The sequence below is a fragment of the Variovorax sp. OK212 genome (assembly GCF_900112425.1).
Taxonomy (GTDB): Bacteria; Pseudomonadota; Gammaproteobacteria; order Burkholderiales; family Burkholderiaceae_C; genus Variovorax.
Window position 1 is genome coordinate 156,232 of sequence record NZ_FOLP01000011.1, and the last position, 24,254, is coordinate 180,485.

The 24,254-nt window shown below is 69.8% G+C and carries 25 protein-coding genes; 15 read left to right on the forward strand and 10 right to left on the reverse strand.

What is annotated here, in order from left to right; genetic code table 11:
• Window positions 1-29 precede the first annotated feature (29 nt).
• The 10 genes from BM004_RS26910 (at window position 30) to BM004_RS26955 (ending at window position 8,240) form a co-directional block, all read left to right on the forward strand.
• Window positions 30-683, forward strand: a complete 654-nt coding sequence (locus tag BM004_RS26910; RefSeq protein WP_093218122.1) for a hydrolase — start codon at window positions 30-32, stop codon at window positions 681-683.
• Between the two features lie 20 nt (window positions 684-703).
• Window positions 704-988 (forward strand): DUF1427 family protein, encoded by a 285-nt coding sequence (locus BM004_RS26915; RefSeq protein WP_093218195.1) that lies wholly within the window; start codon window positions 704-706, stop codon window positions 986-988.
• 122 nt (window positions 989-1,110) lie between these two features.
• Window positions 1,111-3,015: an amidohydrolase gene (locus BM004_RS26920; protein WP_093218197.1), complete on the forward strand. Its 1,905-nt coding sequence runs from the start codon at window positions 1,111-1,113 to the stop codon at window positions 3,013-3,015.
• Complete coding sequence (locus BM004_RS26925) at window positions 3,015-3,422, forward strand: DoxX family protein (RefSeq protein ID WP_177206617.1); 408 nt, start codon at window positions 3,015-3,017, stop codon at window positions 3,420-3,422. Before BM004_RS26920 ends, BM004_RS26925 begins: the two co-directional genes overlap by 1 nt.
• Window positions 3,415-5,022, forward strand: a complete 1,608-nt coding sequence (locus BM004_RS26930; protein ID WP_093129387.1) for an MFS transporter — start codon at window positions 3,415-3,417, stop codon at window positions 5,020-5,022. Before BM004_RS26925 ends, BM004_RS26930 begins: the two co-directional genes overlap by 8 nt.
• A 58-nt stretch (window positions 5,023-5,080) precedes the next feature.
• Window positions 5,081-5,662, forward strand: a complete 582-nt coding sequence (locus BM004_RS26935; protein ID WP_256220061.1) for a Dps family protein — start codon at window positions 5,081-5,083, stop codon at window positions 5,660-5,662.
• A gap of 58 nt (window positions 5,663-5,720) precedes the next feature.
• Entirely contained in the window at window positions 5,721-6,542 is an 822-nt protein-coding gene (locus tag BM004_RS26940; protein WP_093218124.1) for an alpha/beta fold hydrolase, read from the forward strand.
• Between the two features lie 14 nt (window positions 6,543-6,556).
• A complete protein-coding gene (locus BM004_RS26945) occupies window positions 6,557-7,216 on the forward strand; it encodes an AraC family transcriptional regulator (RefSeq protein WP_256220062.1) in 660 nt (219 codons plus the stop codon).
• A 101-nt stretch (window positions 7,217-7,317) separates the two neighbouring features.
• Complete coding sequence (locus BM004_RS26950; RefSeq protein WP_256220063.1) at window positions 7,318-7,611, forward strand: GNAT family N-acetyltransferase; 294 nt, start codon at window positions 7,318-7,320, stop codon at window positions 7,609-7,611.
• A gap of 14 nt (window positions 7,612-7,625) precedes the next feature.
• Window positions 7,626-8,240, forward strand: a complete 615-nt coding sequence (locus tag BM004_RS26955; RefSeq protein WP_093218125.1) for an antibiotic biosynthesis monooxygenase — start codon at window positions 7,626-7,628, stop codon at window positions 8,238-8,240.
• On the opposite strand, the gene BM004_RS26960 is transcribed toward BM004_RS26955, so the two are convergent.
• On the reverse strand, window positions 8,231-8,959 hold the full coding sequence (locus tag BM004_RS26960) for a DUF1275 family protein (RefSeq protein WP_093218127.1): 729 nt from the start codon (window positions 8,957-8,959) through the stop codon (window positions 8,231-8,233). The two genes, BM004_RS26955 and BM004_RS26960, sit on opposite strands and share 10 nt — an antisense overlap.
• 208 nt (window positions 8,960-9,167) lie before the next feature.
• Here BM004_RS26960 and BM004_RS26965 point away from each other — a divergent pair, with 208 nt between their 5' ends.
• Both BM004_RS26965 and BM004_RS26970 read left to right on the forward strand, forming a co-directional pair.
• Window positions 9,168-10,631 (forward strand): catalase, encoded by a 1,464-nt coding sequence (locus BM004_RS26965; protein ID WP_093218129.1) that lies wholly within the window; start codon window positions 9,168-9,170, stop codon window positions 10,629-10,631.
• Between the two features lie 89 nt (window positions 10,632-10,720).
• Window positions 10,721-11,782, forward strand: coding sequence for a helix-turn-helix domain-containing protein (locus BM004_RS26970; RefSeq protein ID WP_093218131.1), 1,062 nt, complete (start codon window positions 10,721-10,723; stop codon window positions 11,780-11,782).
• Window positions 11,783-11,791: 9 nt separating this feature from the next.
• On the opposite strand, the gene BM004_RS26975 is transcribed toward BM004_RS26970, so the two are convergent.
• Complete coding sequence (locus tag BM004_RS26975) at window positions 11,792-13,339, reverse strand: amidase (RefSeq protein ID WP_093218133.1); 1,548 nt, start codon at window positions 13,337-13,339, stop codon at window positions 11,792-11,794.
• A 35-nt stretch (window positions 13,340-13,374) separates the two neighbouring features.
• Window positions 13,375-14,382: a Bug family tripartite tricarboxylate transporter substrate binding protein gene (locus tag BM004_RS26980; RefSeq protein WP_093218135.1), complete on the reverse strand. Its 1,008-nt coding sequence runs from the start codon at window positions 14,380-14,382 to the stop codon at window positions 13,375-13,377.
• A 166-nt stretch (window positions 14,383-14,548) separates the two neighbouring features.
• Here BM004_RS26980 and BM004_RS26985 point away from each other — a divergent pair, with 166 nt between their 5' ends.
• Window positions 14,549-15,460, forward strand: coding sequence for a LysR family transcriptional regulator (locus BM004_RS26985; RefSeq protein ID WP_093218137.1), 912 nt, complete (start codon window positions 14,549-14,551; stop codon window positions 15,458-15,460).
• Window positions 15,461-15,484: 24 nt separating this feature from the next.
• On the opposite strand, the gene BM004_RS26990 is transcribed toward BM004_RS26985, so the two are convergent.
• The 6 genes from BM004_RS26990 to BM004_RS27015 all read right to left on the reverse strand — a co-directional run bounded on the left by BM004_RS26990 (window position 15,485) and on the right by BM004_RS27015 (window position 20,680).
• Window positions 15,485-16,036, reverse strand: a complete 552-nt coding sequence (locus tag BM004_RS26990) for a DsbA family protein (RefSeq protein WP_093129398.1) — start codon at window positions 16,034-16,036, stop codon at window positions 15,485-15,487.
• A 55-nt stretch (window positions 16,037-16,091) separates the two neighbouring features.
• On the reverse strand, window positions 16,092-17,057 hold the full coding sequence (locus tag BM004_RS26995; RefSeq protein WP_093218139.1) for a helix-turn-helix domain-containing protein: 966 nt from the start codon (window positions 17,055-17,057) through the stop codon (window positions 16,092-16,094).
• A gap of 139 nt (window positions 17,058-17,196) precedes the next feature.
• Window positions 17,197-18,477 (reverse strand): NAD(P)/FAD-dependent oxidoreductase, encoded by a 1,281-nt coding sequence (locus BM004_RS27000; RefSeq protein WP_093218141.1) that lies wholly within the window; start codon window positions 18,475-18,477, stop codon window positions 17,197-17,199.
• Complete coding sequence (locus BM004_RS27005) at window positions 18,474-19,235, reverse strand: amino acid ABC transporter ATP-binding protein (RefSeq protein WP_093218143.1); 762 nt, start codon at window positions 19,233-19,235, stop codon at window positions 18,474-18,476. The genes BM004_RS27000 and BM004_RS27005 overlap by 4 nt, the downstream gene beginning before the upstream one ends.
• The gene (gene ehuD, locus BM004_RS27010) at window positions 19,232-19,900 is read right to left on the reverse strand and encodes an ectoine/hydroxyectoine ABC transporter permease subunit EhuD (protein ID WP_093129402.1); all 669 of its coding nucleotides are present in this window, start codon (window positions 19,898-19,900) and stop codon (window positions 19,232-19,234) included. The genes BM004_RS27005 and ehuD overlap by 4 nt, the downstream gene beginning before the upstream one ends.
• Before the next feature lie 12 nt (window positions 19,901-19,912).
• Window positions 19,913-20,680, reverse strand: a complete 768-nt coding sequence (locus BM004_RS27015; RefSeq protein WP_093218145.1) for an ABC transporter substrate-binding protein — start codon at window positions 20,678-20,680, stop codon at window positions 19,913-19,915.
• 208 nt (window positions 20,681-20,888) lie between these two features.
• Here BM004_RS27015 and BM004_RS27020 point away from each other — a divergent pair, with 208 nt between their 5' ends.
• Window positions 20,889-21,728 carry an IclR family transcriptional regulator gene (locus BM004_RS27020; RefSeq protein WP_177206618.1) on the forward strand — a complete coding sequence of 280 codons (840 nt, stop codon included), beginning with the start codon at window positions 20,889-20,891 and terminating at the stop codon, window positions 21,726-21,728.
• Window positions 21,729-21,826: 98 nt separating this feature from the next.
• Entirely contained in the window at window positions 21,827-22,888 is a 1,062-nt protein-coding gene (locus tag BM004_RS27025; protein WP_177206619.1) for an adenosine deaminase, read from the forward strand.
• On the opposite strand, the gene BM004_RS27030 is transcribed toward BM004_RS27025, so the two are convergent.
• Window positions 22,849-24,174 carry an MFS transporter gene (locus tag BM004_RS27030; protein WP_093218149.1) on the reverse strand — a complete coding sequence of 442 codons (1,326 nt, stop codon included), beginning with the start codon at window positions 24,172-24,174 and terminating at the stop codon, window positions 22,849-22,851. The genes BM004_RS27025 and BM004_RS27030 overlap by 40 nt on opposite strands.
• Window positions 24,175-24,254 lie beyond the last annotated feature (80 nt).

Genomic DNA, 24,254 nt, shown 5'->3' on the forward strand with positions numbered 1-24,254 from the left:
CTCTCATCTACGTCATCACGGAGTCATTCATGTCCATCAAAGCCACCCCCACCGCCGGCGCCAAGTTGCTCACCCCCAAGGACCACACGCTGGTCATGATCGACTTCCAGTCGCAGATGGCCTTTGCCACGCATTCGATCGAAGCCATCACGCTGCGCAACAACGCCGCCCTGGTGGCCAATGCGGCCGCCGGCTTCGGCGTGCCGACCATCCTCACGACCGTGGCCGAGAAGAGCTTCTCGGGCCCGATGTTCAGCGAGATCAGCGATGCGTTCCCGGGCCAGAAGATGCTCGACCGCACCTCGATGAACACCTGGGAAGACGCGGCCGTGATCGATCGCATCAACGAGATCGGCAAGAAGCGCATCGTGCTGTCGGGCCTGTGGACCGGCGTGTGCATCGTGGGCCCGGCACTCTCGGCCATCGACCAGGGCTTCGAGGTGTACGTGATTGCCGACGCCTGCGGCGACGTGTCCACCGAGGCACACAACCGCGCGATGGACCGCATGGTGCAGGCCGGCGCGCAGCCCATGACCTCGCTGCAGTACCTGCTCGAGATGCAGCGCGACTGGGCCCGCACCGACACCTATGAAATGACCACCGGCATCGCGAAGAAGTTCGGCGGCGCCTACGGCCTGGGCGTGACCTACGCCAAGACCATGTTCGGCGCGCACGAAGGCTGAAGTCCGCGGTGAGCACGAAGATGAAGCCCTACGTCCTGTCGCTCGCGCTCGGCCTGCTGGTCGGCGTGATCTACGCACTGTTCCAGGTGCGCTCGCCGGCCCCGCCGGTCATCGCCCTCGTGGGGCTTCTCGGGATCCTGCTCGGCGAGCAGATCCCGCCGCTCATCAAGAGCGTGATCAAGCCCGACGCCGTGGCCACCTCGTGGCTGCAGCACCAGGTCAAGCCGCACGTGTTCGGCGAGCTGCCGCAATGCGCCAAGGCCGACCCATCCGCCACCCCCGACGCCCCGCGCAAGACGTCATGAGCGATTCGTTCGACGAACAACGCCGCCGGCTGTGCCTGGGCACGCTCGGCGCCGCCGTGGCCGGCACGGCCATGACCTCCTCCAACGCCCAGACGGCGCCAACCGCAAGAAGGACCTCCGACATGGCAGGCACCACCACCGCACCCGACCTGATCCTCCACAACGGCCGCTTCACCACGCTGGACCGCGCCAACCCCGAGGCCGGCGCCGTGGCCATCAAGGACGGCCGCTTCCTGCGCGTGGGCCGCAGCGAAGACGTGCTGCCGCTGGCCGGCAGCGGCACCCGCGTGGTCGACATGCAGGGCAAGCGCGTGCTGCCGGGGCTGATCGACAACCACCTGCACATCATCCGCGGCGGGCTCAACTACAACCTCGAGCTGCGCTGGGACGGCGTGCGCAGCCTGGCCGATGCCATGGGCATGCTCAAGCGGCAGGTGGCCATCACGCCGGCGCCGCAATGGGTGCGCGTGGTGGGCGGCTTCACCGAGCACCAGTTCGCCGAGAAGCGCCTGCCGACCATCGAAGAGCTGAACGCCGTGGCGCCCGACACGCCGGTGTTCATCCTGCACCTGTACGACCGCGCACTGCTCAACGGCGCCGCCATGCGCGCCGTGGGCTACACCAAGGACACGCCCGCGCCCCCCGGCGGCGAGATCGTGCGCGACAGCGCCGGCAACCCGACGGGCCTCCTGCTGGCCAAGCCCAATGCGTCCATCCTGTACGCCACGCTGGCCAAGGGCCCGAAGCTGCCGCTGGACTACCAGGTCAATTCCACGCGCCACTTCATGCGCGACCTGAACCGCCTGGGCGTCACCGGCGCCATCGACGCGGGCGGCGGCTTCCAGAACTACCCCGAGGACTACCAGGTGATCCAGCAGCTGGCCGATGCCGGCCAGCTCACCATTCGCCTGGCCTACAACCTGTTCACGCAGAAGCCCAAGCAGGAAAAGCAGGACTTCCTGAACTGGACCTCGACCTCCAAATACAAGCAGGGCGATGACTACTTCCGCCACAACGGCGCGGGCGAGATGCTCGTGTTCTCGGCCGCCGACTTCGAGGACTTCCGCCAGCCGCGCCCCGACATGGCGCCCGAGATGGAAGGCGAGCTCGAAGAGGTGGTGCGCGTGCTCGCGCAGAACCGCTGGCCCTGGCGCCTGCACGCCACCTACGACGAAACCATCGACCGCGCGCTCGACGTGTTCGAGAAGGTCAACCGCGACACGCCGCTGGCCGGCCTGAACTGGTTCTTCGACCACTGCGAGACCATCTCGGAGAAGTCGATCGACCGCATCGCGGCGCTCGGCGGCGGCATTGCCGTGCAGCACCGCATGGCCTACCAGGGCGAGTACTTCGTCGAGCGCTACGGTGCCGGCGCGGCCGAGGCCACGCCGCCCGTGAAGCGCATGCTCGAGAAGGGCGTGAACGTGTCCGCCGGCACCGACGCCACGCGCGTCGCGTCGTACAACCCGTGGGTGTCGCTGTCGTGGCTGGTCACGGGCAAGACCGTGGGCGGCATGCAGATCACGCCGCAGCGCAACTGCATCGACCGCGAGACGGCGCTGCGCATGTGGACCGAGAAGGTCACCTGGTTCTCCAACGAAGTCGGCAAGAAGGGCCGCATCGAGGCCGGCCAGCTGGCCGACCTGATGGTGCCCGACCGCGACTTCTTCGCCTGCGCCGAATCGGACATCGCCGACACCACCGCGCTGCTGACCATGGTGGGCGGCAAGGTGGTCTACGGTGCCGGCCCGTTCACCGCGCTGGACGAAGGCACGCCGCCGCCGGCCATGCCCGACTGGTCGCCCGCGCGCACTTTCGGTGGCTACGGCGGCTGGGCCGACACGGCCCATGGCGCAGATGGTGCTCCGATGCAGAAGGTCCTTCGCAACGCCGCCGCCGCCTGTGCCTGTGCCAACGACTGCAACGTGCACGGCCACCAGCACGCCACGGCCTGGAGCAGCAAGCTGCCCATTGCCGACCTGAAGAGCTTCTGGGGCGCGCTGGGTTGCGCCTGCTGGGCGGTGTGATGAAGACGATGCACTGGCAACCTTCACCCGTGCTGCGCTGGGTCGCGCTGCTGCTGCTGTGCGCGGCCTACCTGCAGGGCGGACTCAACAAGGCGATGGACTTCGGCTCGGCCATCGCCGAGATGAACCACTTCGGCGTGTCGCCCGCGGCACCCATGGCCGCGGCCGTCATCGTGCTGGAACTGGGCGCCTCGGTGCTCATCCTCACGGGCTTCTACCGCTGGCTGGGCGCCGTGGCGCTGGCCGCGTTCACGCTGTTCGCCACCTTCCTCGCGCTGCGCTTCTGGCAGATGCCGGTGGGCCAGGAACGCTTCATGGCCGCCAACTCGTTCTTCGAGCACCTCGGCCTGGTCGGCGGCTTCCTGCTGGTGGCCTGGCACGACCTGCAAGGGCGCAAGAATGACTGAGGCCGCGAAGAGCACGCAAGGCGCCGCCGGCGCCAAGGGTTCCGGCGGCTTTGCGCCGCTGCGCCAGCCGGTCTTCGCCGTGCTGTGGGCCGCCACCGTGCTGGGCAACATCGGCAGCTTCATGCGCGACGTGGCCAGCTCGTGGCTGGTGACCGACCTGTCTGCCAGCCCCACGGCGGTGGCGCTCATTCAGACGGCGGCCACGCTGCCTATCTTCCTGCTGGCCATTCCGGCGGGCGTGCTGTCGGACATCCTCGACCGCCGGCGCTTCCTGATCTTCGTGCAGCTGGTGCTGGCCAGCGTGAGCGGCACGCTGCTGGTGCTGTCGCACACGGGCGCGCTCACCGTCGAGTACCTGATTGCGCTGACCTTCGTCGGCGGCATCGGCGCGGCGCTGATGGGGCCGACCTGGCAGTCGATCGTGCCCGAGCTGGTGCCGCGCGCCGACCTGAAGAGCGCGGTGGCGCTGAACTCGCTGGGCATCAACATCGCGCGCTCCATCGGGCCGGCCGCGGGCGGGCTGATCCTCGCGAGCTTCGGCGCGGCCGTGACTTACGGCGCCGACGTGCTGAGCTATGTGTTCGTCATTGCCGCGCTGATCTGGTGGAAGCGCCCGGCCGCGGTCGACAGCGGGCTGTCGGAGAACTTCCTGGGCGCCTTCCGTGCCGGCCTGCGCTACACGCGCGCCAGCAAGGAACTGCACCGCGTGATGCTGCGCGCGGCCGTGTTCTTCCTGTTCGCGAGCTCGGTGTGGGCGCTGCTGCCGCTGGTGGCGCGCCAGATGCTGGGCGGCACCGCCGGCTTCTACGGCGTGCTGCTGGGCGCCGTGGGCGCGGGCGCCATTGCCGGCGCGCTGGTCATGCCGCGGCTGCGCGCGCGGCTGGACGCCGACGGCCTCGTGCTGCTGGCCTCGGTGATAACCGCCGCCGTGATGGGCGCGCTGGTGTTCGCGCCGCCCAAGTGGCTGGCCGTGGTGCTGCTGTTGCTGCTGGGCCTGGGCTGGATCATTGCGCTCACCACGCTCAACGGCGTGGCGCAGGCCATCCTGCCGAACTGGGTGCGTGGACGCGGCCTGGCGGTGTACCTCACCGTGTTCAACGGCGCCATGGCGGCCGGCAGCCTGGGCTGGGGCTTGATCGCGCAGGAAATCGGCGTGCCGTACACGCTGGTGGCCGGCGCCGTCGGCCTGGTGGTCGTGGCCTTGCTGTTCCACCGTGCCCGCCTGCCCACCGGCGAGTCGGACCTGCAGGCCTCCAACCATTGGCCCGAGCCGCTGGTGGCCGAGCCCATTGCGCACGACCGCGGCCCCGTGATGATCCAGGTCGAGTACCGCATCCGCAAGGACGACCGCCCGGCCTTCCTCGACGCGATGAAGCGCCTGTCGCTGGAGCGCCGCCGCGACGGTGCCTACGCCTGGGGCGTGACCGAGCACACCGGCGACGCCGAGCGCGTGATGGAGTGGTTCCTCGTCGAGTCGTGGGCCGAGCACCTGCGCCAGCACCACCGCGTGTCGCACGCCGACGCCGACCTCCAGAGCGAGGCCGTGCGCTTTCACATCGGGCCCGACAAGCCCGTGGTTCATCACTTCCTTTCCCTCTGACGACAGACAGACGGCATTTCGCCCACAACCCGGGCAACGCAGGCAACCAAGGAAAAGCATGGCTACTTCGAAATCCGCAAAGCCCACCAAGGCAGTCAAGGCCGCCAAGACCGTGACCGTCAAGGCCCTGGCCGACAGCACCAAGGCGCGCCGCGTCGCGTCGCTGCACACCCCGAGCGACCTGGGCGCCGACGCCACGCGCGACATCTCCGCGGCGCTGAACGTGCTGCTGGCCGACGTGTTCGCGCTGTACTTCAAGACCAAGAACTTCCACTGGCACATGTCGGGCCCGTCGTTCCGCGACTACCACCTGCTGCTCGACGAACAGGCCGATCAGATCTTCGCGACCATCGACCCCATCGCCGAGCGCGTGCGCAAGGTGGGCGGCACCACGCTGCGCTCCACTGGCCATGCCGCGCGCCTGCAGCGGCTGTCGGACAACGACGCCGACTTCGTGACCCCCATCGGCATGCTGGCCGAGCTGCGCGAGGACAACCAGCGCCTGGCCGGTTTCATGCGCGCCACGCACGGCGTGTGCGACGAGCACGGCGACGTGGCCACCGCCAGCCTGCTGGAGAACTGGATCGACGAGGCCGAGAAGCGCACGTGGTTCCTGTTCGAGTCGGTGCGCCAGAGCTGAACCGTCCCGCACTCACCTGCTTTCCCCCCCACCGCACTCTTCATTCCACAGGAAAACCATGACCACTCTCACCCTGCGCGACGGCACCGAGCTCTACTACAAGGACTGGGGCACGGGCCAGCCCATCCTGTTCAGCCACGGCTGGCCGCTGAGCGCCGACATGTGGGACGCGCAGATGCTGTTCTTCGCGGAACGCGGCTACCGCACCATCGCGTTCGACCGCCGCGGTTTCGGCCGCTCGAGCCAGCCCTGGACCGGCTATGACTACGACACCTTCGCCGACGATATTTCCGAGCTGATCGAAAAGCTCGACCTGAAGGACGTGATCCTGGCGGGCTTCTCGATGGGCGGCGGCGACGTCACGCGCTACATCGCGCGCAAGGGCACGGCGCGCGTCGCCAAGCTCGCGCTCATCAGCGCCGTGACGCCGCTGTTCGTGAAGACGGCCGACCACCCCGTGGGCCCCGACGCATCGCTGTTCGCGGGCATCCGCGCCGGCCTGGCGGCCGACCGCCCGCAGTTCCTGGACGACTTCAGCACGCTGTTCTACGGCACCAACCGTCCGGGCGCCAAGGTGTCGCAGGGCGTGTTCAAGCAGACGCTGCAGATCGCGCTGCAGGCCTCCATCAAGGCCACCATCGACTGCGTGACGGCTTTCTCTGAAACCGACTTCCGCCCCGACATGGCCAAGATCACCGTGCCCACGCTGGTGATCCACGGCGACGACGACCAGGTGGTGCCGATCGAGGCCACCGGCAAGCTCGCGGCCGAGATGATCAAGGGCAGCCAGTTCAAGGTGTACGCCGGCGCGCCCCACGCCACCTGCACCACGCACGCCGACCAGGTGAACGCCGACCTGCTGGCGTTCATCAAGGGCTGAACGGACGGTTGCCCGTGACGGGCGAGCAGGGCGAGCAGGGCGTGAAGGGGGTGAAGGGTGTGAGGAATGCGGCAGGTGCCTATGGCGACCTGCTGGGACGGTGCTTCGAGCTGCCGTCCGCGCCCGCGCTCGTCATGCTGCCGGCGCCCGGCGCGCCGGCCGTGTTCGCCGTCACGCGCATCACCTGCCTGCCCGGCCAGTTGGGCATGAAGCAGGAGATCCCCTGCGAAGACGCCTTTCTCGTCGCGCTGCACCTCGTGGGCATGCGCCACCACGAAACCTGGGTGCGCGGCCGGCCGGCGGTGGTGCGCGGCTATGCGCCGGGCGCGCTGAGCATCGTCGACCTGCGCGACGACGTGGCGAGCTACCTGGGCACGCCGCTGGACGCGCTGCACTTCTACGTGCCGCACGCGCTGGTGCGCGCCGTGGCCGGCGCGCAGGGCATGGCGGGCGTGAACGGCATCGCCTGCGCGCCCGGCCTGGTCGACCCGGTGATGTGCAACCTGGGCGCGGCCGTGCTGGCGCTGTTCGAGCGCCCGCAGCGCGTCGGCGCGCTGGTGCAGCAGCACCTGGCGCTCGCCATCTGTGCCCATCTGGTCCACCGCTTCGGGAACAATGCGCAGGCCGGGGTGGAAACGCCTCGCCTGGCACGGCACCTGCAGCGTTTGCATTGAAGCGGCCTCCACACCAAGAATCTCCCATGACAAATTCTTCTGCTCCTTCCATCCCTCCCACCTCTTCCATCTCTTCCGCTCCTTCCGCTCCTTCCGCCGTCGTGGTCCAAGACAACCCCGCGAAGCACCGCTTCGAGTACGCCGCGCAAGGGGAGCGCGCCGTCGCCATCTATTCGCTGGAAGGCAACGTCATCACCTTCATTCACACGCTGGTGCCCGAGGCGCTGCAAGGCCAGGGCATCGCGAAGCAGCTGGTGCTCGCCGGCCTGGCCTCGGCGCGCGAGCGCGGCCTGCGCGTGGTGCCGCAGTGCCCCGTGTTCAACGCCTACATGCGCGCGCACCCCGAGACGCACGACCTGCTGGCCGACGAAGGCCGCAAGCTGCTCGGCCTCTGAAGGGCGCACCGCACATGACCGCCGACGACCGCCAGCCCGGGCTGCGCAACGCCACGCTCGACGAGATCGCAGGGCGCGCCGTGCCGGGCGCCGAGACCGTCACCGCCGTGATCCAGCAGACCGTGCGGCGCGAGTCCGTCGCCGCCTACGAGCAGTGGCTGAAGAAGGTGGTGCCCATTGCCTCGCGCTTTCCGGGGCACCGCGGCGTCAACGTGATCCATCCGGCCGCGGGCGGGCTGCAGTACACCGTCACCATCCGCTTCGACTCGCTCGCGCATGCGCAGGACTGGTTCTCGTCCGAAGCGCGCCGCCAGCTGGTCGAGGAAGTCGCGCCGCTGCTCGACGCCGACGAGAAGGTGGAAACGCGCAGCGGCCTGGAGTTCTGGTTCCACCCGCCCGCCGGGCAGCCGCCGGCCAAGCGCTACAAGCAGTTCCTGCTGACGGTGTCGGTGATCTACCCGCTGACCATCCTGGTGCCGGCGCTGCTGCACCGCTTGCTGGCGCCGGTGCCCGTGGTGTCCACCTACTGGCTGGAGCACCTGGTGGCCTCGGTGGCCATCGTCGGGCTGATGGTGTACGTGATCATGCCGAGGTACACGCGCCTGATGGCGCGCTGGCTCTACAAGTGACGCGCGGCCGCTGCGGCTGCTGACGCCGGAGGTGCCGCAGGGTCGCCCTCGTGCGTGCTGCGCTGGAGCACCACCGCGCAGGCCGCCAGCACCGGCGGCACGGCGAAGCACCACACGTTCCACCGCGCATAGATGAGCGCCGCCGCCGCGCAGCCCGCGGCGAACCACGCCACCGCGGCCGCCATGCGCCGCATGCGCGCGCGGGCGGCCGCTGCTTCCTCGGGCGCCTGCCCGCCGCGCATCAGGTCGGCCAGGTCGACCATCACCTGCGTGGTGGTGCCCGTCATCAGCGTGGTCGGCGGCGCGCTGCCCAGGTGGATGCGGTGCACCGCGTTCTGGATGGCCATGGCCGACACCAGCACCAGGCCCGTGAGCATCGCGCTCGCGCTGTCGCCGTCGTCGAAGGGCCCGAAATGGATCGCCAGGATGCCGCCCGCCAGCAGCAGCGCGGCCTTGAGCACCAGCATCGTGCGCAGCACCGGCAGGCCCAGGTTCGGCAGGCCGTAGCTCAGCAGCCGCGCGAGCACCACCACCGCGCAGAACACCGGCAGCGCCAGCAGCTTGGTGATCGCGCCCGAGGTGCCATGCACCAGCGCCGCGCCGATGGTCACGAAGTTGCCCGTGACGTGCGCGGTGAACAGGCCGTGCAGCGCGAGGAAGCCGGCGGTGTCGACGAAGCCGCCGTTGAGGCTCATGAGCTGGGGCAGGGTGGGTTTCATGGCAGGCCGTGTCGTGGATCGTGTGGGAGCGCCATGGTGCACCCGGCGCGGCGCGCCGTCTTGTCGGGTTGGGCGCGGCTTTGCACATTCGGGCGCCAGCTACCAGGCGCTCAGGGTGTCCGGTCGGTTCAAAACAGGCCACTCTTGTTCAATACACGCTCGCCCATCGGCCCCACCATCCGGGCGAGACTCGATCCGGGAGATCGCCATGAACAAAGACAACCGGCCGCCCACCTTGACCACCACGGGCGGCGCCCCCGTGGCGGACAGCCGGCACTCCATCACCGCCGGGCCGCGCGGGCCGATCCTGCTGCAGGACTACCAGATGGCCGAGAAGCTGGCCTACCTGGCGCGCGAGCGCATTCCCGAGCGGGTGCTGCACGCCAAGGGCGCCGCCGCCTTCGGCACGCTGCGCATCACCGGCGACATCGCGCGCCACACCCGCGCGCGCGTGTTCCAGCCGGGGCAGCTCACGCCGGTGCTGGTGCGCTTCTCGGGCCTGACCGGCGAGCGCGGCTGCGCCGACGCCGAGCGCGACATGCGCGGCTTCGCCCTGAAGGCCTACACCGAGGAAGGCAACTGGGACCTCGTGGGCAGCCACCTGCCGGTGGCCTGCATCCGCGACCCGCAGAAGTTTCCCGACCTGGTGCGCGCGCTCAAGCGCCACCCCGTGAGCCACCTGCGCTCGCCCACCGCCATCTGGGATTTCTGGTCGCTCTCGCCCGAGAGCATCCACCAGATCCTGATGCTGTTCTCCGACCGCGGCCTGCCGCGCAGCTACCGCCACATGCACGGCTACGGCGCGCATGCCTTCGGCCTGATCAACGAGGCCAACGAGCGGGTGTGGGTCAAGTTTCATTTCAGGACGCGCCAGGGCATCCGCTGCCTGAGCGACGCCGAGGCGCGCGACACCATCGCCGAAGACCGCGAGAGCGCGCAGCGCGACCTGTTCGAGGCCATCGAGCGCGGGGAGCATCCGAGCTGGTCGCTGCACGTGCAGCTCATGAGCGACGCGCAGGCGGACGCGCTGCCCTTCAACCCCTTCGACCCGACGCGGGTGTGGCCGCAGGACGCGTTCCCGCTCGTCGAGCTCGGCCTGCTCACGCTCGACGCCAACCCCGACAACTACTTCGCGCAGGTGGAGCAGGCCACCTTCAACCCCGCGCACATGGTGCCGGGCCTGTGCGTCTCGCCCGACAAGCTGCTGCAGGGCCGGCTGCTGGCCTATGCCGACGCGCAGCGCTACCGCGTGGGCACGCACCACGCGGCGCTGCCGGTGAACCGGCCGCTGTCGCCGGTGCACACGTACCACGCCGACGGGGCCATGCGGCTGAACGTGCCGGCGCGCACCGACGCCTACTACGAGCCCAACTCATTCGGCGGCCCGCGCCCCGACCGCCGGCTGGCCGAGCCGGCGCTGCCGCTGGCCGGCGACGCCATGCGCTTCGACGACCGGCAGGGCCTGGGCGACTACGAACAGGCGAGCGCGCTGTACCGGCGCATGGACGACGGCGAGCGCGCGCGGCTGGCCGCGAACCTCGCATCGTCGATGGCCGGTGTGCCCGAGACCATCCAGCGGCGGCAGGTCGAGCATTTCCGGCTGGTGGACACGGGCTTCGGTGACAGCGTGGAAGCCGCCCTCGCGCGGCGCACGGCGGCCCGCCTGCCATAGGGATTGCTGCAGGGACGGCGCGGCGGTTCATCGCCGAGAATCGCCCGCGCCGTGCACCGCCGCACGAACGCCTTGCCACCCCCGCCTTCATGTCCAAAGACCGATTCCTCTCCGAGGGCCTGCTGCTGCCGCCAGCGCCCGCGGCCCTCGCCCCCGGCATCGTTCACAGCAGTTTCAGCGTGCAGGGCGACGCCCGCGGCAGCCTGCCGGCGTGGCAGGAGCGCATGAGCGTGGTCTACGACGTGCGCCCGGTGTCGCTGCGCGGCGAGCAGGGGGCGTTCGACGCATCGTTCGCGCGCTACTCGCTCGACGACATCACCTTCTTCGACATGCGCACCGGCCCCAACGTGGCCGTGCGCTCGCTGGGGCGCGTGTCCACCGAGAGCGTGCGCGACATTTCCTTCAACCTGTTCCTGGAAGGCGTGCCGGCCGAATTCCGCGCCCACGGCCAGCACACCGGCGCGCACCACCTGCCGCGCGTGCCGAGCATCCTGGCGCTGGACATGGACCAGCCCTGCACCATCCGCAGCCACGAAGGGCGGATGCTGATGTTCTTCGTGCCGCGCGCACTGGTGGAGAAGGCCTTTCCCGATGCCGCCTCGCTGCATGGCCGGAGGGTCGAGGCGACCACGCCGCTGATGTGCGTGCTGGTCGACCACCTGGTGGCGCTGAGCCGGCAGATCGTCGGGCTGGGGCGCGACGAGGCGGGCGAAGCCTTTCGCACCGCGGTGCAGCTGCTGGCGGCGGCGTTCAGCCGCGAGGCGGGGCTGTCGGGCGATGCCCGCGCGGCGGTGCGCGCGGCCGCTTACGGCCAGGTGCGCCGCCATGTCGATGCGCACCTGCACGACCCCGACCTGTCGCCCGAGAGCGTGCTGAAGTCGCTGCACCTGTCGCGCGCCAGCGTGTATCGCCTGTTCGCGCACGACGGCGGGCTGGCCTCGTACATCCGCGCGCGGCGCTTGCGCATGGCGGCCGACGAGCTGGTGCGGTTTCCGCACCTGGCGGTGCAGGACGTGGCCGCGGGGCTCGGGTTCAACAACGCCTCGAGCTTCACGCGGGCCTTCCGGCGCGCCTACGACATCGCGCCGCAGGAGCTGCATGCCTACGCGCCGCTGCTGCGGCGCGAGCAGACGCGCGCCGGGTTCAGGTAGCCCGGCGCCTCAGACGGCCGACACGGCGGCAGCCTGCGCGAGGCGGCTGTCGAACACCGGCGGTGTCTTGACGATCGACCTCAGCGCCGGTTCCGCCGCGCGCAGGGCAGCCAGGTCGGGCCGCGGCCGGCGCAGCGGCGCATGCGCCGAGAACGCCTGCTCCATGGCACGCGCCGCGCCCAGCACCCGGTGGTCGGTGCGAAAGCCGCCCACCACCTGCAGCCCGAACGGCATGCCCGCATGGTCGAGCCCGCAGGGCAGCGTGATCGCCGGGTGCGTGGTCAGCGTGACCACGTAGGTCAGCGCCAGCCAGCGGTAGTAGTTGGCCTGCGCCTCGCCGTTGATGTGGGTGGCGTACAGCTGCGTCCACGGGAAGGGCGAGACCGGCGTGGTGGGCGACAGCACGAGGTCGTAGTCGGCGAAGGTCGCCTGGAAGCGGTTGATGAGGCGGGTCTGCTCGGCCTGCGCCCAGGCGCTGTCGAGCAGGCTCATGCGCGCGCCCATCTCGTAGTTGGCGCGCGGGTTGGGGCCCAGGCTGTCGGGGTCGCGCTCGTAGGCCGCCTGCATGCCCGCCACGAAGGCCTCCGCGCGCAGCACGTCGAAGCAGCGGTGCGCCTCGCCCATGTCGAAGTCGACCCGGTCGCAACGCCGGAACAGGTGCCGCATGGCCTCGATCTTCCGGCGGAAGGTGGCGCGGATGCCGTCGTCCACCGCGCAGGTGCCGAAGTCCTCGGTCCACGCCACGCGCAGGTTGGCGAGGTCGACGTGCGCCGGCGCCAGGAACGACAGCGCATCGAGCGGGTAGCTCAGCGCGTCGCCCGCGTGCATGCCGGCCGATGCGGCCAGTTGCAGGCAGGCGTCGTCCACCGTGCGGCCCATGGGGCCGACGACGGAAATGGGCGTCCAGCCCAGCGGCTTGCGCACGCTGGGCACGATGCCCGGCGACGGGCGGAAACCCACCACGCCGCACTTGGCCGCCGGAATGCGCAGCGAGCCGCCGGTGTCGGAGCCGGTGCACACGGGCAGCATGTCGCAGGCCAGCGCGGCGGCCGAGCCGCCGGACGATCCGCCGGCGTTCAGGTTGGGGTCGAAGGGGTTGCCGGTGGCGCCCCACACGTCGTTGCGCGAATTGGCGCCCGCGCCCATCTCGGGCACGTTGGTCTTGCCCGCGACGATGGCGCCCGCGCGGCGCAGGCGGGCCACCAGCTCGATGTCTTTTTCCGGCACGTGGTCGCGGTACAGCGGCGAGCCCCAGGTCGTGAGCAGGCCTTCGGTCGGCTCCAGGTCCTTCACGCCCAGCGGCAGGCCGTGCAGCAGGCCGAGCGTGTCGCCGCGCACCACGGCGTTTTCGGCGGCCCTGGCCTCGGCGCGCGCGCGCTCGAAGCAGGTCGCGGTGACGGCGTTGACGAAGGGGTTCACGCGCTCGATGCGCGCGATGCACGCCTCGAGCAGCTCGACGGGCGACAGGGCCTTGCTGCCGATGAGGCGGCGCAGTTCGACGGCGGATTTCTCGACGAGTTCGCTGCTGGCGTCGAGCGGGGTGTTCGTGGGGTTCATCGGTTGGCGGGTCAGTTGGCGGGTGAGTCCGCGGGTCAGTCCGCGGTGATGTTGGCGCGCGCCGCCACGGCACGCATCACGGGCAGCTCGCGGTTGATGAGCTCGCTCGCGGCGGCGGAGTTGCTGTACGCCGGCTCCAGCCCCTGGGCGAGCAGCTTGGCGCGCGTGTCAGGGTCGGCGATGGTCACGGCCAGCGCCTTCTCCAGCCTGGCCTTCACGTCGGCGGGCAGGCCCTTGGGCGCGGCCAGCATCAGCCAGGTGTCCATGTCGATGCCGGCGTAGCCGCTCTCGGCCATGGTCGGCACGTCGGGCAGCAGCGCGGAGCGCTTGGCCGTGGTCAACGCGATGGCCTTGATCTTGCCGCTCTTGAGCTGCGGGATCGCCGCGCTCACGGTGTCGATGCTGAAGGGAATCTGCCCGCCCATGAGGTCGGTCATGGCCGGGGCGCTGCCCTTGTAGGGCACGTGCGTCATCTTCAGGCCGGCGGCGTGCAGGATGCTTTCGCCCGCGAACTGCGCGGTGGTGCCGGTGCCGAAGGAGCCGTACGAGTACTTGCCGGGCGAGGCCTTCACGTAGTCGACGAACTGTTTCACGGTCTGCACCGGCACGTCGCTGTTGGCCAGCAGGATCAGGCCGGTGCGCCCGGCGATGCCGATCGGGTCGAAGCCCTTCACCGGGTCGTACGGCAGGTTGGCGCGAATGGCCGGGTTGACGGTGAAGGTGGTGCCCGAACTCACGAGCAGCGTGTAGCCGTCGGGCGCGGCCTTGGACACATAGCTCGCGCCGATCACCGTTCCCGCGCCCGCGCGGTTCTCGATGACCACCGGCTGGCCCAGCTCCTTGCCCAGGCGCTGCGCGATCACGCGGCCGTTGACGTCGGTCGCGCCGCCGGGCGGGAAGGGAATGACGAGCGTGATCGGGCGCGAGGGATAGCCCGTTTCCGCGGCAAGGGCGGCCAGCGGCACGGCGCCGAGTCCGAGGCCGCACAGCAGTGCGATGCGGGCCGTGCGCGTGAGGCGGCTGGGACTCGGGAGAAGGTTCATCGGGGCTCCGGGGTTCGAGAGAGGTTCGAGCGAGTGGGATGGACAAACCCATCCTAGGAGTCGCGACACGATGCTACAAGCGCAATGTTTAGAATCCTGCGTTGCCGAATCGGCAATCGATGCGGTTGCTTCAGCCCTCATCCGGGCCGCGTCAACGGAGAATTTCATGACGCTTCGCGCCTTGCAGGAAACCGCGGTCCGTTACTTTCTCGAGGTGGTGAAGACAGGCTCGGTGAAGGAGGCCGCGCTCAAGCTCAACGTTGCGCCGTCGGCCGTGAGCCGGCAGGTGGCGCGGCTGGAGCGCGAGCTCGACACGCTGCTGTTCGACCGCCATGCGCGCGGCATGGTGCCCAACGCCGCGGGCGAGCTGCTGGCCGCGCATGCCAAGCGGGCGCAGCAGGACATCGAGCGCGTGGCCAACGACATCGCCGGCCTGCGCGGCCTGCGCAGCGGCCATGTGCGCGTGGCGAGCACCGAGGGCTTCGCCTTCGATTTCATTCCCACGCTCATTGCACGTTTTCGCCGCAAGCACGAGGGCATCCGCTTTCACCTGGAAGTGGGCGCGCCGGCCGACATCTCGCGCATGGTGCGCGACGGCGAGGCCGACGTGGGCATCACGCTGAGCGCGGCGCCCGAGCCCGGCATCGAGATCGCGCTGCGCCATCCGAGCCCCGTGCTGGCGGTGATGGCCAAGGACCATCCGCTGGCGCTGCAGCGCCAGCTCTCGCTGCGCCAGGTGGTGGCGTACCCGCTGGGGCTGCCGCAGGAGGACAGCTCGATCCGGCGGCTGCTCGACGCCAGCTGCACGCGGCAGGGGCTGCGCTATGCGCAGGCCATGTCGAGCAACCACGCGAACGCGCTGCTGAGCTTTGCGGCGGCCGGCGGCGGCAGCATCGCGTTCTACGGCGCGCTGTCGATGCGCACGCTGCTGCAGAGCAAGGCGCTGGTCGCCATTGCGTTGAAAGACCGCGAGATGAACGAGCGCCATCTCGAGGTCGAGACCATGGCGGGCCGCTCGCTGCCGGATGCGGGCAAGGCCTTTGTGCGCTACCTGGTCGAGGCCGTGAAGGCGACCTGAGGCAGGGGGCGAGGCTTGCTTCGCTTACTTCAGCGCGCGCTCGATCGCGTCGCGCAGCTGCTGCAGCCCGAACGACACGTCGGTGAACACGCCGTTCACGTAGAACGTGGGCGTGGCGCGCACGCTCAGGCGGCGGCCGAGCTCGACCTGCTCCTGCACGCGCTGGCGGTAGACGTTGTCCTTGAGCTCGTTCTCGAAGCGCGCCATGTCCAGGCCGAGCTGCCGGGCGTAGCCGTCGAGGTGGCTGGTGTCGAGGTGGTTCTGGTGGTTGAAGAGCAGGTCGGCGTACGGCCAGAACTTGCCCTGCGCGCCCGCGGCCTCGGCGGCTTCGGCGGCCATTTCCGCGTGCGGATGCACCTCGCGCAGCGGAAAGTGGCGAAACGCATAGCGCACCTGCGAGCCGAAGTGCGACAGCAGCATCTGCACGGCCGGGTGGGCCTGTCGGCACGACGGGCATTCGAAGTCGCCGAACTCGATGAAGGTGACCTTGGCCGAGTCGGGTCCGACCACATGCTCGGTGGCACGGTCGGGCGTCAAGAGCTGGAGAAGGGTGTTCGCTTGGGGGGCTGCGCTCATGGAAGGCTCCGGTTCGGTAGGGGGGCGTCGGGGGGAGGGTGTTGGGGGTGTCGGTTCACTTGTCCACCCGCATCTTGCGCCGCCAGGTGCCCGGCGGCGTGCCGGTGAACTGGGAGAACACGCGCGTGAAATGGCTCTGGTCGGAGAAGCCGCAGGCCGCGGCCACCTCGGCCAGCGGGCGCTCGAAGTCCATCAGCAGCGCCTGCGCGCGCTCCAGCCGCTGCGCGACCAGCCACTGGTGCGGGGTCTGGCCGGTGGTTTCGCGGAAGGCGTGGATGAAGTAGCTGCGCGACAGGTTGCAGGCGTCGGCGATCTCGGCAATGGAAATGCCGCCGTCCATCTTGCTGCGCAGCATCTCCTTGGCGCGCGCCTCGTGCGAGCGCGAGAGCACGCGGTGGGTGCGGGGCTCGGCCGCCGGCGCGGCCTGGCCGTGGGCGTCGACCAGGTAGCTGGTCATGGCCAGGCAGACCTGGTCGACGAACAGCATGCTGGCCTCGCTGGGGCGCTGCAGTGCCGGTGTCAGCGCGCCCGCGAGGTGGGCGAGCACGTCGTCCCTGACGGCCGTGGCCGGGGCGATGCCGCCCACGCGCGCACCCTGCTTGTCGTCGAAGGCGCGCTGCAGCGCGGCGTGCGAGATCTCGAGCAGCACGAAGTCGAAGCCGGTCTGCATGTCGGCGCGGTAGCGGTCGCAGAAGTCGCGGATGTAGACCGCGCCCTTGCCGAAGTCATGGCACTCGGCGTGGTGCTCGTGGAGCACCTTGCGGCGGTGCCCGTCGCGCAGCGAAATGCCCACCAGCACGCCGCGCCCGCTGGCGTCGGTTTCCACATGCTGGCGCTGCTGGGTGTCCACCGTCTTGCGGTACACGCGCACGCCGTTGGCCGACAGTTCCTGGTCGTTGTGCAGCGCGCCGGCCGAGCAGCCCAGGGTGTCCTGGGGCGGCGCGGCCGGCAGGGGCCGCGCGAGCGCGCAGGCCGGTATGCCAGCAGCTGGGGTTGCAAGGGGCCTGGTTTCGGCGCGCATGAACTGGCGGATGAAAAGCGAAGTGGTCGAGCATCCGATTGGCGATGCTGGGCGCGATTATGGATAGAAGTTTTGCACGTTTTCTTGAAGTTTCTTTGAGGAAATACGTACTTACACCCTTGCGCATTCACCTTGGCCTTCAGGCGAGCCGGTCGAGCAGGCTGTACCAGGCCACGCCGCCGGCCACGTAGAAGCGCTGCAGGCCGTGCATGGGAATCGGCCGGATCGGCGTCACCGGGTACGGAAAATCCGCCTGCGCACCGGCAAGGCGCGCCGCCACGTGCTTGCCCATGCTGGTGGCCAGCGCGATGCCGCGGCCGTTGTAGCCCAGCGCGATCGTCATGCCCGGCGCGGGCGTGTGCACGTGCGGCATGAAGTCGCGCGTGACGGCGATGCGGCCGGCCCAGCGGTACGCGTAGCGCAGCGGGCCCAGCTGCGGGAACAGCAGCTCGAGCGAGCGTTCGAGGTGCGCGAAGTCCGCGGGCCCCGACGGGTCGGCGAAGTGGCCGCGCCCGCCCATCAGCAGGCGGCCCTGCGCGTCCTTGCGGAAGTACAGCAGCAGCCGCTGCGAGGTGGAGGCGGTCTCGCCGCCGGGCAGGATGGCGTTGGCCGCCGCGCCCTTCAGCGGCTCGGTCGCCACGATGAAGCTGTTGGCGGCCAGCACGGTGCTCGAGAGCCTGGGCCACAGCGTGCCGGTGTAGCCGTTGGTGGCAATCAGCACCTGGTCGGCCGTGACGCTGGCGCCGGTCGACGTGGTGGCATGCCACTGCGTGCCGCGCCGCTCCAGCGCCGTGACCTCGGTGCCGCCGTGCACGGCCGCGCCCGCGGCCTGCGCGGCGCGCGCCAGCCCGCGCGTGTAGGCCAGCGGCTGGATGCTGCCCGCGCGGCCGTCGAGCCAGCCGCCGGCAAAGGCCCCGGTGCCCAGCCGCGCGCCGACGGCGGCGCGGTCCAGCTGCTGCGTGGGCACGCCCAGCCGGGCCCATTGCGCGGCGCGCGCGTGCAGGCCGGCCACGTCCTTCTGCGCATAGGCCACCTGCAGCCAGCCGTTGCGCACCGGCTGGCAGTCGATGCCGTGGCGCGCAATCAGCTCGAACACCAGGTCGGCCGAGCGCGACACCGCGTCGATCAGCCGCGCGCCGCGCTCCGCGCCGTGGATGCGCAGCAGCTCGTCGGGGTCGTGCTTGAGCGAAGGGTTCACCTGCCCGCCGTTGCGCCCCGAGGCACCCCAGCCGGGCTCGTGCGCCTCGAGCACGCAGGCCTGCACGCCGGCTTCGGCCAGGTGCAGCGCGGCCGACAGGCCGGTGAAGCCGCCGCCGACGATCAGCACGTCGGCCTTGCGCGATTCGGCCAGCGGCGGCGTCGGTGGCGCGGGGGGCGCGGTGTCGGCCCAGAGCGAGGGCGGCCATGCACCACCGCTCACGGGCGCACCTCCACGGACGCGACGGCACCGGAGGGGTGCAACACGCGCCGCAGGAAGTCCTGCGTGCGCGCCTGGCGCGGCGCGCCCAGCACCTGCGCGGCGGGGCCTTCCTCGACGATGCTGCCGCTGTGCAGGAAGCACACGCGGTCGGCCACCTCGCGGGCAAAGCCCATCTCGTGCGTGACCACGATCATGGTCATGCCCTCGTCGGCCAGCGCGCGCATCACGCCCAGCACGTCGCCCACCAGCTCGGGGTCGAGCGCGGAGGTGGGCTCGTCGAACAGCATGGCCTCGGGCTTCATGGCCAGCGCGCGGGCAATGGCCACGCGCTGCTGCTGGCCGCCCGAGAGCTGCGCCGGAAAGGCCTGCGCCTTCTCGGCCAGGCCCACCTTGGCCAGCAAGGCGAGCGCCTCTTCGCGCGCCTGCGCGGCGTTCTGGCGCAGCACGTAGACCGGGCCTTCCATCACGTTCTCGAGCACGGTGCGGTGCGGGAACAGGTTGAAGCGCTGGAACACCATGCCCATGCGGCTGCGCAGCCGGTGGATGGCGGGCGAGCCGCGGTCCACGCGCTCGCCGAAGGCGCGCACCTCGCCGCCTTCGTACGACTCCAGCCCGTTGATGCAGCGAAGCACGGTCGACTTGCCCGAGCCCGACGGGCCGATCAGGCACACCACCTCGCCCTTGTCCACCCGCAGGCTCACGCCCTGCAGCACGCGGTGCGTGCCGAAGCGTTTCTCCAGTCCTTCGACGTGGATCATGGTTGTTTTCTCCCGGCGGCAAAGCGCCGTTCGAGCCGGCGCAGGCCGTACACCAGCGGCAGGCTCATCAGCAGGTAGAGCAGGGCGACCAGCGTGTAGACCGTCATGTTCTGGAAGGTCGACGACGCGATGAGCTGGCCCGCGCGCGTCATCTCGGCCACCGTGATGGTGGAGACCAGCGAGGAGTCCTTCAGCATCATCACCAGCGTGTTGCCGTAGGGCGGCAGCGCGATGCGAAAGGCCTGCGGCAGGATCACGCGGCGCATGATCAGCGCCGAGCGCATGCCCATGGCCTGCGCGGCCTCGCGCTGGCCCGGGTCGACCGCCTCGATGCCGGCGCGGAAGTTCTCCGCCTGGTAGGCCGAGTAGGCGATGCCCAGGCCGATCACCCCGGCCTGGAAGGCCGAGAGCTGGATGCCGAACTCGGGCAGCACGAAGTAGATGTAGAACAGCTGCACGATGATCGGCAGCCCGCGGATCACGTTGACGATCACCGTGCCCGTCCATGCGAGCGCGCGCACGGGCGAGAGCTTCATCAGCGCGAGCGCGAGGCCGAGCACGCTGCTGAGCACGAAAGCGAGCACGGTGACCTGCACCGTGACCACCGCGCCCTGCAGGAGGATCGGCAGGAAGTCCTGCGCGTTCTGGAGAAAGGAGGCAGCCATGGATGCGATGCCTCAGATGCCCCACTTCTGCACGATCTTCGCCAGCGTGCCGTCGGCCTTGACGGCGGCAATGGCCTTGTTCAGCCGCGCCAGCGTCTCGGTGTCGCCCTTGCGCACCACCAGGCACACGTCGCCCACGTTCACCGGCTTGTAGCTGTCGACCAGCTTCACGCCGGGGAAGGTGTTCTGGCGGATCTGGTAGGCCATGATGGGTTGGTCGCCCAGGCCCGCCTTGATGCGCCCGAGCGAGAGGTCGCGCGTCATGTCGGCCACCGAGTCGTAGCTGCGCACCTCCTTGAAGATGCCCTTCTTGGTGAGCATGTCGAGAAACACAGTGCCCACCTGCGCGCCCACCACCTCGCCCTTGAGCTCGTCGAGCGACACATAGGCGCGCTTGTCGTCGCCCTTCACCAGCAGGCCTTCGCCGTATGAATACACCGGGTCGCTGAAGTCGACCACCTCCTGGCGCGCCGGCGTCTTCAGCATGGCGGCCGAGACGATGTCGATCTTGCGGGCCGTGAGCGAAGGAATGAGCGCGGAGAACACCGTCTGCTGCACGTTCACGCTGAAGCCGCCGGCCTTGCCCACGGCGGTGACGGTGTCGACCATCATTCCCTGGATGCTGTTGGTCTTCACGTCCAGGAAGGTGAAGGGCACGCCGGTGGCGGTGGCGCCCACGTTGTAGCTCGGCGCGGCAGCCTGCGCGGCGGCCAGCGAGGCGGTGCCCGCGATGCACAGGCCCAGGGCCAGGCGATGAAGGTGGCGAACGATGCGGTTCATGGAAGCACTCCTCGAGGAAAGAAGATGAAACGTTGAAAACAAGGCAAGGCAACGAAGAAAACCCGAAGCGGGCGGCTGCATCCGGCGATGCAACATGCATGCCAATAATCGATTCAATCGAATCTTCTTTCAATAAATGAAAACCACTAGTCGAATTGAAAGAATCGATATTCGATATTTCAGTTCGAGATGGCTATACTTCCCGGCCATGGACGCCACACCCCGATCTGCTGCCGATACCCCCGCCGCCCCCCCCGCCGACACCGCCCCCGAGGACAGCCAGAGCCTGCTGTTCAACCAGTCGCTGGAGAAGGGCCTGGCCGTGCTGCGCGCCTTCAGCGCCCGGCGCCGCACCATGACGCTGGCCGACGTGGCCGAGGCCACCGACATCACCAAGAGCTCGGCCCAGCGCATGGTCTTCACGCTCGAGAAGCTGGGCTACGTGCGCAAGCACCCCAAGACGCGGCGCTACCAGCTCACGCCGCGCGTGATGGAAATCGGCTTCAACTACCTGGCGGCCCACTCGCTGATCGACGTGGCCAACCCGTTCCTGTCGGAGCTCACCAAGGTGACGACCGAGACCTCGTGCCTCACCGAGCCCGACGGGCTGGACATGGTCTACGTGGCGCGCTTCGTCAGCGCGCAGTTCGTGCCGGTGCACATGCCCATCGGCAGCCGCATCCCCATGTACTGCACCGCGTCGGGCCGCGCCTTCCTGAGCGCGCTGCCCGAAGAAGAAGCGCGTGCGCTCATCGAGGCCTCCGACCGCGTGGCCCACACCATGCATACCTGCACCGATGTGGACGAGATCCTCCGGACGCTGCGCCAGGCGCGGCAGCAGGGCTTCGCCACCAATGCCGAGGAGCTGTTCCTGGGCGACATGACCATCGCCGCGCCGGTGCTGGGCAGCCAGGGCCGGCCGGTGGCCTCGGTGCACGTGGTGGCGCCGACCAGCCGCTGGACGATGGACGAGGCGGTGCGCAAGCTGGCGCCCACGCTGCTGTTGTTCGCGCGTTCGCTCACCAGCTCGGCGCGCAGCATCGACTGACGGCCGATCAGGCCCATAAGGTTTCGCGCATCGCGCGGGCGGCGGCAGCCCTTATGCTTTGCGGGATCACAACGCAGCAGCATCCGCCGCTCCCCACCATGACCGATTTCCGCCCCACCTACGACACGCGCTTCGACCGTATCGCCGCCGATCGCCTGCCCGACCTGCTGCGCGCCATGCCCAAGGCCGAGCTGCACATGCACATCGAAGGCTCGCTCGAGCCCGAGCTCATCTTCGCGCTCGCGCAGCGCAACGGCGTGTCCATTCCGTACGCCAGCGTCGAGGAGCTGCGCAAGGCCTACGCCTTCACCAACCTGCAGACCTTCCTGGACATCTACTACGCCGGCGCCAGCGTGCTGCTCGAGGAGCAGGACTTCTACGACATGGCCTGGGCCTACCTGGAGCGCGCCGCCGCCGACAACGTGGTGCACACCGAGATGTTCTTCGACCCGCAGACGCACACCGCGCGCGGCGTGGCGATGGAGACGGTGGTCAACGGCCTGCACCGCGCCTGCGTCGACGCGCAGCCGAAACTCGGTGTGAGCGCTTCGCTCATCCTGTGCTTCCTGCGCCACCTGAGCGAGGAGGAAGCCTTCGAGACGCTGGAACAGGCGCTGCCCTACCGCGACAAGTTCATCGGCGTGGGGCTCGACTCCAGCGAAGTCGGCCACCCGCCCGAGAAGTTCGCGCGCGTGTTCGCGCGCTGCCGCGAGCTGGGCCTGCACCTGGTCGCGCACGCGGGCGAAGAAGGCCCGCCGGCCTATGTGTGGAGCGCGCTCGACGTGCTGAAGGTCGAACGTGTCGACCACGGCGTGCAGAGCGCCAAAGACCCGGCGCTGATGCAGCGCCTCGCGCAGGACCGCATTCCGCTCACCGTGTGCCCGCTGTCCAACCTCAAGCTCTGCGTGTTTCCCGACCTGGCGCAGCACAACCTGGGCACGCTGCTCGACGCAGGCCTGGTCGCCACCGTGAACTCGGACGACCCGGCCTACTTCGGCGGCTACATGAACCAGAACTTCCTCGAGACCTTCGCGGCCACCGGCCTGGGCGTGCGGCACGCCTGGCAGCTCGCGGCCAACAGCTTCGAGGGCAGCTTCATCGACGAGGCCGCCAAGCGCGCTTACGTCGACCGGCTCAACGCAGTCTTCGCGAGCTTCTGATCTGAAACCACGGGCCGCGGCACCAGCAGCGGCATCGCCACCAGCGCGCACGCGCTGGCCGCCAGCCACACCAGCGGCCAGCCCTGCAGCGCCAGCAGGTGCGGAATGGAAAACGGCGTGATGAAGCACACCAGGAACACGCTGGTGTTGGCCATGCCCAGCGCGGTGCCGGCGCGCGCCGCGCCGGCCAGCGTGGCGAGCTCGGTGTAGGCCACGCCGTGCCAGGCCGACACGCACACCCCGCTCGCACCCAGCAGCGCCACCAGCGCGACGCGCAGCGCCAGTGAATCGGCCGCGTGTGCGCCGGCCGCCATCGCCAGCACCGCGAGGCCCGCGAACAGCAGCACGCTGAGCGCGCTGCAGGCCCGCAGGTAGGCCGGCCGGTTGCGCCGCCGGTCGGTCCAGCGGCCGCTCCACACGCGCATGACCATCGCGCCGACCTGCACGGACACCATCGTCGCGGTGATCGCCGCCAGGCCCGCGTGGCCGAAGTCGTGCAGGAACACCGTGCCGAAGGACAGCACCGCGAACTGCGGCGCGCAAAGAATGCCGATGCCGGCCACGATGCGCCACACGCGGGGGTCGCGCAGCGGGCCGGACTCGGGTGCCATGGCTCCTGCAGCCTTGGCGTGCGATGCGACCGGCGCGATGGCCGGCTCGTGCACCCAGGCCCAGCTCATCGCCGCGCTCAGTGCGCACAGCAGCGCGAGCAGCCCGTACAGCGTGGCAAAGCCGAAATGCAGCGCCACGAAGGGCAGCACCAGCGCACCGATGCCGCCGCCCAGCGGCACGGCCGTCTGGCGGATGCTCATGGCCAGGCCGCGCTCGCTGGCGTCGAACCAGGTCATCACCGCGCGCCCGCTCGCGCCGTTCACGCTGCCGCCCAGCAGGCCCACCAGCAGCAGGCCCGCACCGAGCCAGCCGAGCCCGGGGATGTGGCCCGCCGCCGGCGCAGCCCACAGTGCCATGGCAACCAGCGCGACGGCCGTGCTGCCCAGGCCCATCAGCAGCACCGGCCGATCGCCCCAGCGGTCGGTCAAGAGGCCCCAGGGCAGCTCGCTCACCGCGATGCCCAGGCCCATGAGCCCGAGCACCAGGCCGAGCGTGGCGTTGTCGAGCTGGTAGCCGGTGCGCATCAGCACGGCGGTCATGGGGATGCCGCTGAAGGCCACCGAGAACGCGGCATTGGCGGCCACGCCGGCGGCCAGCACCTTCCAGCGGTGGCGCGGCGACAGCGCCGTGGAAGCAGGAGAGGAACGAGATGAGGAAGTGGGCGAACGTGTCATGTTGCGGTGCAGTCTCCGCCGTTGCCAAGGTTTTGAAAATCAGAAAATAATGAGTGGATCGTCCTGAAAAACAGGACGGT